General features: G+C 58.0%; 13 protein-coding genes. 4 read left to right on the top strand and 9 right to left on the bottom strand.

All coding sequences use genetic code 11. The annotated features are described in order from the left end of the window. Window positions 1-255 precede the first annotated feature (255 nt). The 9 genes from FY156_10395 to FY156_10355 form a co-directional block, all read right to left on the bottom strand. Window positions 256-1,137: an energy transducer TonB gene (locus tag FY156_10395; GenBank protein ID UXS03109.1), complete on the bottom strand. Its 882-nt coding sequence runs from the start codon at window positions 1,135-1,137 to the stop codon at window positions 256-258. 23 nt (window positions 1,138-1,160) lie between these two features. Further along, window positions 1,161-1,625 carry a TonB system transport protein ExbD gene (exbD, locus tag FY156_10390; protein UXS01846.1) on the bottom strand — a complete coding sequence of 155 codons (465 nt, stop codon included), beginning with the start codon at window positions 1,623-1,625 and terminating at the stop codon, window positions 1,161-1,163. Window positions 1,626-1,628: 3 nt separating this feature from the next. Further along, on the bottom strand, window positions 1,629-2,612 hold the full coding sequence (gene exbB, locus FY156_10385; protein UXS01845.1) for a tonB-system energizer ExbB: 984 nt from the start codon (window positions 2,610-2,612) through the stop codon (window positions 1,629-1,631). 130 nt (window positions 2,613-2,742) lie between these two features. Further along, window positions 2,743-3,225 (bottom strand): DUF454 domain-containing protein, encoded by a 483-nt coding sequence (locus FY156_10380; protein ID UXS01844.1) that lies wholly within the window; start codon window positions 3,223-3,225, stop codon window positions 2,743-2,745. Further along, on the bottom strand, window positions 3,222-3,833 hold the full coding sequence (locus FY156_10375; GenBank protein ID UXS01843.1) for a biliverdin-producing heme oxygenase: 612 nt from the start codon (window positions 3,831-3,833) through the stop codon (window positions 3,222-3,224). Before FY156_10375 ends, FY156_10380 begins: the two co-directional genes overlap by 4 nt. Before the next feature lie 18 nt (window positions 3,834-3,851). After that, a complete protein-coding gene (locus FY156_10370; protein ID UXS01842.1) occupies window positions 3,852-4,445 on the bottom strand; it encodes a biliverdin-producing heme oxygenase in 594 nt (197 codons plus the stop codon). Window positions 4,446-4,493: 48 nt separating this feature from the next. Next, window positions 4,494-7,100: a TonB-dependent receptor gene (locus FY156_10365; protein ID UXS03108.1), complete on the bottom strand. Its 2,607-nt coding sequence runs from the start codon at window positions 7,098-7,100 to the stop codon at window positions 4,494-4,496. Between the two features lie 208 nt (window positions 7,101-7,308). Beyond that, entirely contained in the window at window positions 7,309-8,262 is a 954-nt protein-coding gene (locus FY156_10360) for a DUF4880 domain-containing protein (protein UXS01841.1), read from the bottom strand. A 91-nt stretch (window positions 8,263-8,353) separates the two neighbouring features. Continuing rightward, window positions 8,354-8,851, bottom strand: a complete 498-nt coding sequence (locus FY156_10355) for an RNA polymerase sigma factor (GenBank protein ID UXS01840.1) — start codon at window positions 8,849-8,851, stop codon at window positions 8,354-8,356. A 516-nt stretch (window positions 8,852-9,367) separates the two neighbouring features. On the opposite strand from FY156_10355, the gene FY156_10350 reads away from it, so the two are divergent. From FY156_10350 to FY156_10335, 4 genes are read left to right on the top strand one after another with little or no spacing between them, the layout of a single operon-like run. After that, window positions 9,368-9,817 (top strand): TIGR03757 family integrating conjugative element protein, encoded by a 450-nt coding sequence (locus FY156_10350; GenBank protein UXS01839.1) that lies wholly within the window; start codon window positions 9,368-9,370, stop codon window positions 9,815-9,817. Further along, window positions 9,814-10,758 carry a TIGR03756 family integrating conjugative element protein gene (locus tag FY156_10345; GenBank protein UXS01838.1) on the top strand — a complete coding sequence of 315 codons (945 nt, stop codon included), beginning with the start codon at window positions 9,814-9,816 and terminating at the stop codon, window positions 10,756-10,758. The genes FY156_10350 and FY156_10345 overlap by 4 nt, the downstream gene beginning before the upstream one ends. A gap of 1 nt (window position 10,759) precedes the next feature. Continuing rightward, the gene (locus tag FY156_10340; GenBank protein ID UXS01837.1) at window positions 10,760-12,166 is read left to right on the top strand and encodes an integrating conjugative element protein; all 1,407 of its coding nucleotides are present in this window, start codon (window positions 10,760-10,762) and stop codon (window positions 12,164-12,166) included. Further along, window positions 12,163-12,513, top strand: coding sequence for a hypothetical protein (locus tag FY156_10335; GenBank protein UXS01836.1), 351 nt, complete (start codon window positions 12,163-12,165; stop codon window positions 12,511-12,513). Before FY156_10340 ends, FY156_10335 begins: the two co-directional genes overlap by 4 nt. The last annotated feature ends 10 nt before the right edge of the window (window positions 12,514-12,523 follow it).

Below are 12,523 nucleotides of genomic sequence, written 5' to 3'. Positions count from 1 at the left end.
AAACCACCCCGAATGCCCAGTTGCCTTGGCCTGTATCAATCGCAATCAGCGATGCTGGTTGTCAGTTGTGGTCAACGGCAGAAATCTTTTTATTAGCTATTTTACCATTTCTTTCAAAATAAATGAAAATGCGAATTATTACTATAATTATTAGCATTAGTAATAACTCCGCCATTTACATCACATTTTTGGACTGAATGGTCGCCAGCTCCCCCATGCTGAACGCAGCACAGCAATTCAAAGCTGGTTCCAGGATCACCCTCTCACGGAGAATTGCACGGGTGCAGTAATGGTCTTCTTCACGCCGGCCGGAGGAGCCGGCACTGGTGAGGCTCGTCGCACCAGAGACAAAACCTCGTTGTCCAGTTCACTATGCCCCGAAGAACGCGCAAGCGTGACCGACAGAACATTGCCGGAATCATCTATGCTGAACCGGACATAAACAGTTCCGTACTCTCCGCGTGACCGTGCCTCAGACGGGTATCTCTTGCGCCGCTCGAGATGAGCCATCAGCCGGGCCTGCCATTTCGCTGGCGTCACCGAAGACGAGAACAGCCCGGATGTTAACTGGCGTGCCGCGTTGCGGTTCGACTGAATCACCTGAGCCTGCGCCTCAACCGCTTGTTTCGACGCGGCCTGTTGCTGCTGGCGCTGCTTGACCGGCGTATTCTCGGGTTCTTTTTTCACCATCTCGCGCTTCTTCTCAGGCGGTTTGGGCCGCGATATAGGCAGCGGCACCTCTACGTTTTCGAACTGCTTCACGACTTCCTGCTTCACCGGGTCAACCGTTTCGGACGATCTATCGACGGGCTGATGTTCAGGCTCGACGGGCTCCGAAGTTGTTTCCGCGACCTCTTTCTGCGGTTGCTCCACCGGCGTTTCCTCGGTCGTATCCACCTTCTCGACCGGCTGACTCTCCTGAGCCGTCTGCTGGTCGGCCGTAATCTCGTTCTCGTCGGTCATGACGGCTTCGGAGGTATCGGCCAGTTCGATCATGATGGCCGGCGGCGGAGCACTGTCGGCGGCGACGAGCGGCGGTTCGTGTAACAGCCACAGCAGGCCACCTCCATGAAGGGCGGCAGCCACCAGCCCCGCGCCGATCCACAGCCCGACATCGGTCAGTCTGCCGGTCCGCATCGCGCCGGAGCTCTGTTCAACGCTCATGGAGCCAACCCCGTTGTCGAGGTGGATAACTCTTTCATCGCCGAAGTTGTCTCCAGCCCGACCAGCGCGATCTTGAGATAACCCGCATCGCGCAGGAGGTTCATCACCTCCATCAGATGCTCATAGTCGACTGCTTTGTCGGCACGCAGGAACACACGGGTTTCTCTGTTCCCTTCGCTCGCCGCATCTATCGCAGCTGGCAGGACGTCGCGCGTGACTGGATCGTTCCCGAGGCTGAGCGAGAGATCGTCCTTCAGCGTCAGGTAAAGCGGCTTGTCCGGTCGCTCGACCGGCCTGGCGGTCGAAGCCGGTAGATCGACATTGATGTCGACGGTCGCAAGCGGCGCCGCGACCATGAAAATGATGAGCAGAACCAGCATCACGTCAATAAAAGGCGTCACGTTGATCTCGCTGTTCTCTGCCAGTTCATCACCGCCGTGATCGCGAATGTTACCTGCCATGCGCTATTTCCTCGCCACCCGGTAAGGCGGAGTCTCGTGCGTGGCAGGCACCTTGCGGAAATCGAGGCCGAGGCTGACCAGTTGCTCGACACCTGCCGCGGCATCGGCAAGCAACTGCCGGTAGCCGGTGACGGCGCGCGCGAAGATGTTATAGATCACGACTGCCGGGATCGCGGCGACGAGGCCGATCGCGGTGGCGAGTAGCGCTTCCGCGATACCCGGCGCGACGACGGCGAGATTGGTGGTCTGGGATTCCGAAATGCCGATGAAGGCGTTCATGATCCCCCAGACCGTGCCGAACAAGCCGACGAACGGCGCGGTTGACCCGATGGTGGCGAGCACTCCCGTTCCCTTGCTCAGCCTGCGTCCCGCCTGTGCTTCAATGCGCGAGAGCCTCGACGCGAGCCTCTCCTTCACGCCGGTGTCGCCTGCATGATCAAGCGCAGCATGGGATCGGTGCATTTCCTCTTCGGCAGACCGCACCATGAAGGCGGCAGGCCCGCCACGTCCGGCAAGAGAGTGCGCGGCGCTGTCCAGATCGGCCGAGGACATGATCGTGGCGAGCGATCGCCTGACCCGTGCCCGGGCGCAGGCGATCTCGATTGTCTTGGCGACCCATACGGTCCAGGTCGCGAGGCTTGCTATGGCAAGGCCGGTCATGACCGCCTTCACCACCCAGTCGGCCGCCCTGAACATGCCCCAGGGCGACAGATTGTGGGGTAAATCCAGCCGCGCTTCAGGCTGTGAGGCCTGGGTACTATCGGGTTCATTCCCACGCTCGCTGATGGATCTATCGGAACTCACCGTCGCAGGCGTCTCCTGCTTCTGGACGAATGTCGTACCCGAAGCCCCGGAAAGGAGTGCCTCCTGCGCATGAGCGCCGAATGTCGGCGCGAGCAGCAGGGCGAAAGCAGCGGCAAGAACAACAAGCCGAGATGCCTGGCGCTCGCGATGCAAGATCGTGAAGTTAATCCCTGCGAAACTCATAAATTCAGTCTTCCCGGTTCATTTGTGCCGGCTTGGCGCGTCACCATTCTCATCGTCAGCCAGTCACTGTTTTGGCGTCGGGCGCAAAGCACGAGGATATCGATGGCAAACTCGGCCTGTCGCGCCACGTTCAACATTGTCTTTCTCCCTGAGACTGGCTGCTATCCGGCGCAACCGAACGATGACCAGAACGGGGCCGTGGTCGCGACATGATCCATCCGGCGCAGAGGAGCAGTACGGCTGCGACCATCACCGCCAGCCAGAAGACCGGCTTTGCGGCGAGGCAGAACAGCACGTAACCGAACGCCATTCCGGAGCAGGCCATCAGCTTCGCCCGGATCGGCATCGCGCCTTCGTCGCGCCAGTCGCGCAACGTTCGCCCGAAGCGCGGATGGTTCAGCATCCACGCTTCAAGTCTTGGCGACGAGCGGCTGAAACACCATGCGGCAAGGATCAGGAAGATCGTCGTCGGCATCAGCGGTACGACCGCACCCACAATGCCAAGGAAAACGAAAAAGAACCCCAGCGCTATGAAGCCGGCACGGGTGCGCTCGTTGAGAGCCGTCCGCTTATACCCTGGCAAGCGTTGCGGCAGCTTGTGATGAGCATTCATAAGCGCACCTCACTTGCCAGAGCCTGAAGGCGGCCAAGTGCTCTATCTGTGCCAGCCGACAGCAGGCCTTCTTCCGCGCCGCTGAGCGCAAGCTCATTCACAGCTCGCACAAAAGCCCGCCAGCGTTGCAGGCGCAGTTCCGGCTCACCTGACAGATGGCGCGCTCCATGTCTGGGGCTTAGCCCCAGCTTGACGGCCTCCCTGTAAAGGGTCGGCCCGTAGAGCGATATTCCCTCGGCCACGAACAGCCATCCGAGCAACCATGGCCAGTCGTCCTCGCATCTGGATGGCGCCAGATCGATTGACGGTAGTTCCCCTCCTGGCGACAGATCAGTAATGTCACGCACAATCAGGTCGAGTGATGAGCGCCAGCTGACATCCGGCAGCAGAACGTGGAGAAGCGGATGCTCATAGATCGGCTGGACCTCGCCCGCGAAGCTGTACTGGACCGAGAGGAAGGCGCTGTATCGGGCACGCGTGCGGAATGGCAACGCGGCCGCAAGGACACGCCGCAAATGGCAGTGGCCTGCCTCGGCATGCAGGGCCAGGCGGCTAACCCGGTTGCCTGGAATACTTAATGCTACGGTCTCCCCTGCGACGTGCAACATGGCATCGCTTCCTCCCAGTCAGTCGCCGAAGCGTAAATCAACAAGGGAGCGGACACGGGCGAAAGCATCCTTCGCACCTTGCACGAGGCGGCCTTCGGCTGCCCTGTCTAGGTCGAGCCCGTCGAGCGCCGCAGTAAAGGCTCGCCAATGCCTGCCGCGCCCTTCCGGTGCCCCAGCCAGATGCCGTGCTCCAAAGTCTTCGGAGAGACCGAGTTTCGCGGCTTCTTTGAGCAGAAAAGCCGCGCCTAGGTTGGAGCCCTCGGCCACATAAAGCCACCCCAACGCGTTCGGCACGTCGATCAGATAGTCCTCGCTTTCGCGCAACTCCGGGATCGGCGAGCCGATGTCCTCCATGTCCTTGCGGATCAGGCCGAGACGCCGCCGCCCATGGAGATCGGGAATGATGGCGCACAGTTCGTCGTGGCGGTAAAGCCGATCGATCTCGTGATGGAAGCGGTATTGCACCTCCAGAAAGCGCCCATAGCGTTCGCGGTCGGCAAAGGGATCGCTGCCCATGATCCGCTTGTCGAGACGATCGTGCGATTCATGGGTTGCTGCTTTCAGCCGCCGGGATCGCGTCAGCGGCTCATCCAGTATTATTTCTTCGTTCATAGCCAATACCTCTCAGCTCGAAACGCCGACAGCGTTCGTCTGCAACATTTAGAATCTGACTGTAAGACTGCCGCGCACAGTGCGACCGGGTGCAGGCATCAGGGAAGCATTGAGTGCATCCATGTAATAGCGATCAGTCAGGTTATCGATTGCGAAATCGAACGTGGCATTTTCGTTGATCTTGTAGCTCGCGTAGAGATCTATGAGCGTATACGGCTTCCACGTGGACGCGTTGATCTCGCCATTCCCTAAAGTAGATCCGTCTCCAACCCCTTCAGCGTAGCGACCGGAAATATAGGTGAGGCGTGAACCGACTGTTAGCTTTTCATCCAGTAACCGGGTGCCAAGGTTTAATGTGAGCGTGTCTTTAGGAGGTACAGACAGCAATCCATAACTGTTACGAATGCCGCCTGCGGCGCATTGGGAGTAACCAGGCGAAAGTTTTGTATCTTCAGGAACACAGAACATCATGTCGGTGTAATGATTCCATGCAACGCTTCCAAAATATTTTCCGGTATCATATTCGGTGGACACCTCAAAACCGCGCATTTCTGCGTAGTCGAGATTTATCCTTCTTAGACCATATGTAGGCATACCATTAAAACTGCCTCCTGTAGCGACGTTGGTTCTCGTGATATAATTGTCGATATGATTATCGAAATATGCGGCATGAAATCGAAGTTTGTCGCCCGCCAAAAGAATGCCATCCATCAGGTAGTTGAGACCTATCTCATAGCTTTTAGCCCGTTCAGGATCGACCTGGTTCTGAGTGGCAGCATCAAACGCGTCGGTTTTCAGTGTTTCAAAGATGCTCGGTGAACGTAAAACACTTCCGTATTTTCCGTAAATCTGGAAGCCTTGGATGGGCTCAACGGTTATACTCGCGACAGGAGACCACCCTCCGTCGGAACTGCTGGTTCCATCAGTGTCATCTAATGTCTCAAAATGAGAATAGCGAGCGCTTCCATTGAGCGTGAGCCAGTCTAGCGGCTTCCATTCGAGGGATGTGAAACCGCTCGCTTCCTTACGCCAGCCGTCACGAGGCATCCAGAGACCTTCAGTGTCCGCAGAAACCCCTGACGGTAAACCAATATCCTCTCTCGTGAACGCTCCACCATATTCGAGCTTGAAATCGCCTAAGTCAGTAAAGAAACGGGACGTGTTGGACGCTGTTAGCCCCCATCTTTTCGATTCCGCGTATACCAAACTAGGGGAAAGGATATCGATACCGAGGATGGGGTAAGAATAACGCACGGCTGAATTCACCCGTAAATCCACGTCAGCTAGAAAAGCATCAACCTTCAGATCGATCAGATCATTGTCTTCGGGATTCCACTTATATTGTGCTGTATAGTTATTTAATGTTATTTCGCTCAACGTATTCTGATAGGGAACACTCGTGCTCGTTATCTGCGTTGGGAGAATATCTCCATACACGCTATGATATCTATTCCAGCCAAGCTCCAGTGAATGACCTTCATCGAATTTTATTTTCGTTTTAAGAAGCCATGATTCGTTATCAAGCGATGTATTAAGCACCTCCTCGCCAGATCTGAAGGGGCTCAGACCACCGTTTGCGACAACGTCCTGCCCGTAAATGTTTTTCGCCAGAACCGGATGGGCACCATCACCGCCATGCTCCCCAGCATAATAATTACCATTCTTACGTCGCGCATATGCAGCAACTACGTCGATGTACTCGGTAGTCCCGGCGATAGCGATACTCCCTGAGCCCCCTGTTGGCTCAAAGAGAGAAGGACGGTCCATCCCCCCCGGCGCAAAAAGAGTATCTGTTGAGGGCATTGTGCCGTTATAGGGATACGAGCCCCCCCGCCACCCTCTTTCAGTTTTTACAGCTGGAACGGAGGAACTGTTCGTGTTGAAGCCTCCCTTCAGGCGGACGCCAAAACTCTTACCCGGCAGCAAGATATCGTCGACGCCGATCGTGCTCATGCGCACGACGCCGCCAGTCGCACCCGTAGCATCAGCCCCCATACTCGGCCCCTTTTCAATCGAGACCGATCCGATGAAATCGGGATCGATATACGTTCGCGAGTTTGAGCCGTTGTATCCTCGATAGACTGTCGTTTCGTTTGATGCCCCATCAACAATGACCGGTACACGCCCCTGTCCCTGCATACCGCGGATGTTGACGTCTACCGCGCCTGAATTACGACTATCGCCGTTCATCACCCCCGGTACACCAGAGATGAAATCACCGACAGATGTTCCGCGAAACCGCTCAATCTGCTCACCGGAGATGTAGGCACTTGACCCTGCGGTTTGGTATGGCGCATCGGCTGGATTATCGCCTACCTTGCTAGTTACCTGGATTGTATCGAGTATCAGCGATCCGTCATCGTCGACCGGCGCTACGGCAGCAGATATCCGATCGCTGATCGTCACCGTGCCGGAGCTGGTAAAACTATACGCAAGGCCAGAGCCTTGCAGCAGTCGCGCCAGTGCCTGGCCAGGCGTCGCCGTTCCTGAAACGCCCGCCGTTTGCTTCCCCGCGGCATATTCCGGGGGGTAACTCACCTGAATACCGGACTGCCGGCCGAACTCTGCAAGTGCACTGGAAAGAGACCCTGACGAAATATTGAATGTGATTTGTTGCGATGACTGCGCATATACCTGCGAAGGTATTGCTATCATCAAAGCCGCAGTGCTGGTTGAACCAAGGAGAGCTGCAACGATCAACCGCTTTCCATCAAGGCGAACCGCATTTTTTTTCTTGCTTACAGACGTCATCAAGCCCCCGACCCATTTCACCCAAATCCACTGGGACTGGCTATCTGGAAGCAGTCCCTATTAAGTGAAACGGACGGGGGGGCAAAAATTTCTCCCCAAAAACTCAACTTTTTTAGATCGTCGTAATTACCGTGATCCAGGGAGTGATTTCACGTACTTTTCCGCCGCGCGGTTGGACAGCAGCTTCAATAGCTTGCAGTGGATTTGCGAGGTTATAGACGCCGCTGATACGCTGGGCAGCCAATCCCGCATCGGCAATGACTACGCGCCCCGGTTTCCAGCGGCCAATTCGGGCAACAACGGCAGAGATAGGCTCTTTATCAACGACAAGCATACCTTCCCGCCACGAAGCGATCTGTGACGGCAAGCGTTGACTTCGCTCGACTTTGAGGCTGCTGGGGTTAAAGGTCAGACATTCGCCGTCAGAGAGCATTTCTCTCTGCTCCGCGCCGGTTGAGATATCTGCTGAACCACGCTGAACCGCGACGCTACAGAGGTCGGCATCCTTGCTGAGTTCAAATGCGGCGTCCAGTGCGGTCACCGTCATTCCGGAGACAACTGCCTGAAATGGTCGTGTGGGATCATCGGCAACGTTGAAGAAAGCCATTCCTTCAAGCAATTCGACACGTCGGGAGGTCGTGGTGAACTGTTCCGCGAACGCGCTATCAGGCCCCAACGATATGGTTGTGCCGTCAGCGAGAGGAAAGTCTTGTATCTCAGCCGTAGAGGTCACGTGGTCGGCACTCATGCGTAACAGCAATTGAGGGCCAAACAACGCACCGGCACCTATTGAGGCAAATGCCGCTCCGCCGCCAAGAATGAAAGATCGTCGTGATATTCGTGGCTGGGCGCGTTCTGCAGCTCTGGAGCGGGTTTTCACCACAACCCCCGAAAGCCCATGCACGTCCACGGCGTCAGCCCATGCGGCCTCATGCGCAGGACTGCGCGCCCTCCATCGCCGGATGAGATCCCGGGTTACCGTATTACTGGGATCACTATGTTGGCGAATGATGAGATCAAACGCTTCCTCGTATAGTTTGTTGTCTTTCAATACGTCCTCGGTCATGGATATGCGATGGCGCGCTCCGGAGGAGCGCAATCTTATCCCTATAATAGCTACAACGAACGAGAGGATAAAATCTTCACCCCCACGTCACCTAAATCTCGTCGTCAAGGCTGGCTTGCAGGTGGAGGTAAGCTCGTCGGATCAGTGTCCATGTCCGCGAGACAGATAAGCCCAGTTCGTCAGCGACCTCACTTATCGTCATATCGCCAAGTCGATAAAGCTCGAAGGCGCGCCGTGTCTTTTCGGGCAATTCCGACAAAGCTCTGTCAACCGTCGCCAGACGCTGCCGATGATGGACAACCTTATCGGGGCCAGGGGTAGGGTCGGCAATGTCGGCGTATTCTTCTTCGCTCAAATCTTCTCTCTGAACGATCTGCTCCCGACGATAGAGGTCAACCGAAACATTTCGGGCAATCGTATGAAGGTAAGCTCTGGGGTTTTCGCTATGTTTTGGTGGTGAGGAAGTGAGTAGTTTGAGAAACACGTCCTGGGTCAGATCGGATGCAACATCGGGCTGATGCCCACGTTTGCGCAGAAACCGATCAATTTCCTGGGCATGTTTTTGGAACAAGCGCTTGAGATCCCACATCAGCGAGACCTCGTAATGTTCACTGTTTGTTGCCTCAGTTCTTTATATTGAAACTGGACGTGTGTGACGCCAAACGAAAATGAAATCAGCCCGTATCCCATCAGAAACGCATATGCCATTCAAACAACACTCTGAAAGATGCCAGCACACTGTCACCGTGAGGCTGCCGTCAACAAATGTCAGAATAGAATACAGAAAACTTGACTGCAATAGTAATGATTTTCATTATCATTTGATTTTAGCCGATATCTGAGCAAATCAGAATGATCGGAATGATGCTCGGGCGATCGGAATGCCCCTTTCAGCCTGTGTCGATGCATGAAAATCTGGACGGGCCCCAGCCAGCCATTCGCCGAAGATCGCGGTCACCGGACAAATATCACTCAGCCTTCCGCAGCGATGCCGCCTGCATGCGAAATACGGGCACTCCCGGATTCCGATTGTTGACTGACCTGAGCGCGCGTTCAGGATGAACTCCGAGACTCCACAACGGCAACATGCTTCAGGAGTCCGGACATGCTCAACCCGTTTCGCACCCAATACGGGCAGATACGCTTTCCATCGGCGGTAGCCAGCGCCTTGTGCGTTGCACTAGCCCTGGCCAGCCAGGCGGCCAGCGCCGCCGAGGTGACGGTCTTCACTGACCGGTCCGTCGAGCTGAAATCGGCGGACAGTGCCACTGTCGTCCGCCTCGACGCGGCGCAGGAAATCGAGTCCAGCCTTGCGGCTGGTCTGCCCGCAGATCCGCATCGGGCCCAAGCCATCGTCCAGGAACGCCTGCAGCAGGGCGGCGTCCAGCTTCAACGTGACCTTGCTTCTGCCTGGCAGGGCGTGGCCGACGCCTGGAGCCTCAGCATTTCCACCGTTCCCGCTATCGTGGTCGACCGGCGCTACGTCATCTACGGCGAGCCGGATGTGGCCCAGGCGGTTGCCCGCATCGAAGCGTACCGGAGGGCGCAGCCATGAAGCGCGCCCACCGCCTTCGCGCCGCAATCGCGGCCCTCATGCTTGGAACCGCGTCGTCGGCTTTCGCGCTCAACACGGCAACGATCACGGCTTCGGCTCTATCCCCCGATTGCCTTGAATACAGAGTCGTCGGGATCTGCTACTGGCTCTTTTGCAGCACCTTCGGCTGCTCGGTACGGACATCGGTCAAAGTGCGCCACTACGTGCCGGATGCCGTGGTGTCCAGCTACGCCAATACGGGTGAGAACCCGTGGATCGAAGTGCGGGCCATGAGCATGCCGAACACCACGGCGCAGGCCGGCGGCGATGGCACGACGAACCAGGATCACGAAAACAACCTGTCGAAGTTCAAGAACGCTGACGTGATCGGCCACCCCGGCGGCGCGGTCCTGGGTCAGCTCGCCAGCACTTCGGGCTATTCCTGCGAAGGTGCCGGCACGGCTTTCATGCCATACCTGCTGAGCACGCTCGACACGGTGGCCTGGCGCTACAACGTGCCGGAGGCCGTCTATCCGGAAGCGCTGATCCCCGGCATGCGCGAGATCGGAGCGAGGACCTCACTGAACCTGTGGGGTGCCGTCTATCCACGGGGCGGTTTCCTGCACCAGACCGACGATTACAAGAGCGGAGCCGTAGTCGCGCAGCGCGCCGGCGATATCGTCACCCGCCGTGGCCAGATCCACGTCTACCAGCCCCTGCTTGCCACCGCTCGCGACGGCTACTGGCCCGCAGGCGAGCTTGTCGAAGGCGACGCCTCCACGGGCAAGTGGCAGGAACTGACGCCCACGATGTCCAGTTCGTGCGCCGTCTTCCCGCATTCGAACCAGCGCGTCCAGGCCCAGCAGGGTGACTATGCCTGGGCGCTCTGGCGGCCCTACAGCTGCTGCCAGCGCCGGGGTCAGACATTCCTTGGCAGCGTCGACTTCGGTGGAGGCTCCTGAGATGACTTCACGTTCTCCTACTCCTGCCATCCACAAACATCTACGCCGGAGCCTGCTCGTTTGCGCCCTGACGGCGGCATGCTCTGGCGCCGTCGCCCAGACGAGCGTCAACGAATACGGCCTGCAACATCGTGGCAGCGTGATTGGAGACGATGTGCTGTACAGCATCGGCGGCGGCCGGGCCGTATCGATGACGGGCGCGGCCAACATGCGCTCGATCGGTGTTGGCGTTGGCTGGAACAGTAACCTCATTTGTGGCGACATGAGCCTCACCACCACGCTGCAGAACCAGTTGAACGGCATCACTAACGGGTTCCAGACCATCATGTCGAACGTGATCCAGAACGCCACCAGCGCGGTGGCTTCTCTGCCTGCGCTGATCATCCAGCGCGCCGATCCCGGTCTCTATAACCTGCTCACCAACGGTGTCCTGCAAGCAAGGCTCGATTTCGACCGCTCGAAACTCACCTGCCGGGCGATCGCGAACAGGATGGCCGACATGGCCGGTGGCCAGCTCGGCTGGGACCAGCTCGCGGAAGGCATGGCGCTCAAGAAGGCGGTTGCCAGCACCGATGCGGTTTCCGCGATCGAGGAGGCGGAGAGCAGCAAGGGCAATGAGGGCGTGCCATGGGTCGGAGGCGACAATGCCGGCGGTTCGGGCCAGGCGCCCATCCGCGTGGTCGCTGACGTGACGCGGGCCGGCTACAACCTCGTCAACGGCCGTAGCGTCGATGACACCTCGTCCATCGATTCCGGCAGTTGCGGCGACCGACTGACGTGCCAGACCTGGAGTTCTCCGCAGGCCGCTGTCACCTGGGCCACTCGTGTCCTGGGCGAGCAGGAGCAGCGCACCTGCGAAAGCTGCACCAAGACGCAGACCACGCCCGGCGTCGGGCTGACCCCGCTCATCCAGGAAGAGTACGAGACCAAGCTGGAAAGCCTGCAGGAACTGATCTCGGGCAGCCAATCGATGAGCTTCGACAATCTGCAGAAAGCCAGCAGCACGTCCCTGCCGATCACCCGCGGCGTGATCGAAGCGCTGCGGGATGAGCCAGATCAGGACATCCTCGCAAGGCGCCTCGCTTCCGAGGTGGCTCTCGCCAGCGTGCTGGAAAAAGCCTTGCTGCTTCAGCGCACGCTGCTGACCGGACGGATGGAGCCGAATGTGGCAGCGAACGAAATGGCCCAGGAGGCGGTCACGCAGGAGAACGACATTCTCGACCGTGAGATCAACAACCTCAAGACCGAGCTCGAACTGCGCCGTGAGCTGGCCAACAACTCCCCGATGCAGATCATCCAGCGCCACAGCACCCGGGCCGCAGGTTCGCGCGGCGTCTACCAGGGCGATCCCATCCCCAATCGCCTCGACGAATTGCAGCGTTCGCAATCGGGAGGAAGCAATCCATGATCCCGGCCTGGCTTCGCATGCGGTGGCTGTTCAATCGCCGTGTCGGTTACGCACTGCTCTGGACGGTCCTGCTGCTCGTTGTGGCGATCACCATCAACGTGATCGGCATCCGTGTGCTGGGCAGCATCGAGAGCTGGGAGCGCTGGATGGACGACCATACCGGCTATTTCCTGGCCTGGCGCCTGCTGCTCTACGCGGGCATCGCCTGCGGATGGCGATGGATGCGCAAACGAGTTCTGGCTCGCGAACCCGACACGGAATCGCATGAACGCCTCATCCGTGTCGAAATCGCCGGTGTGGCGGCTCTGGCCGTCCTTGAAGGCAGCTTGCTGCTGCAATCCACTTGAGGCGCGGAGG

Source organism: Agrobacterium tumefaciens (assembly GCA_025559845.1).
Classification (GTDB): Bacteria; Pseudomonadota; Alphaproteobacteria; order Rhizobiales; family Rhizobiaceae; genus Agrobacterium.
This window is presented reverse-complemented; position numbering and strand designations above follow the sequence as displayed.

Bases quoted from the DNA above. Each gene is read 5' to 3' on its own strand.
- FY156_10395 (UXS03109.1), bottom strand. From the start codon at position 1,137: ATGCGGACCGGCAGACTGACCGATGTCGGGCTGTGGATCGGCGCGGGG.
- exbD (UXS01846.1), bottom strand. From the start codon at position 1,625: ATGGCAGGTAACATTCGCGATCACGGCGGTGATGAACTGGCAGAGAAC.
- exbB (UXS01845.1), bottom strand. From the start codon at position 2,612: ATGAGTTTCGCAGGGATTAACTTCACGATCTTGCATCGCGAGCGCCAG.
- FY156_10380 (UXS01844.1), bottom strand. From the start codon at position 3,225: ATGAATGCTCATCACAAGCTGCCGCAACGCTTGCCAGGGTATAAGCGG.
- FY156_10375 (UXS01843.1), bottom strand. From the start codon at position 3,833: ATGTTGCACGTCGCAGGGGAGACCGTAGCATTAAGTATTCCAGGCAAC.
- FY156_10370 (UXS01842.1), bottom strand. From the start codon at position 4,445: ATGAACGAAGAAATAATACTGGATGAGCCGCTGACGCGATCCCGGCGG.
- FY156_10365 (UXS03108.1), bottom strand. From the start codon at position 7,100: ATGATAGCAATACCTTCGCAGGTATATGCGCAGTCATCGCAACAAATC.
- FY156_10360 (UXS01841.1), bottom strand. From the start codon at position 8,262: ATGACCGAGGACGTATTGAAAGACAACAAACTATACGAGGAAGCGTTT.
- FY156_10355 (UXS01840.1), bottom strand. From the start codon at position 8,851: ATGTGGGATCTCAAGCGCTTGTTCCAAAAACATGCCCAGGAAATTGAT.
- FY156_10350 (UXS01839.1), top strand. From the start codon at position 9,368: ATGCTCAACCCGTTTCGCACCCAATACGGGCAGATACGCTTTCCATCG.
- FY156_10345 (UXS01838.1), top strand. From the start codon at position 9,814: ATGAAGCGCGCCCACCGCCTTCGCGCCGCAATCGCGGCCCTCATGCTT.
- FY156_10340 (UXS01837.1), top strand. From the start codon at position 10,760: ATGACTTCACGTTCTCCTACTCCTGCCATCCACAAACATCTACGCCGG.
- FY156_10335 (UXS01836.1), top strand. From the start codon at position 12,163: ATGATCCCGGCCTGGCTTCGCATGCGGTGGCTGTTCAATCGCCGTGTC.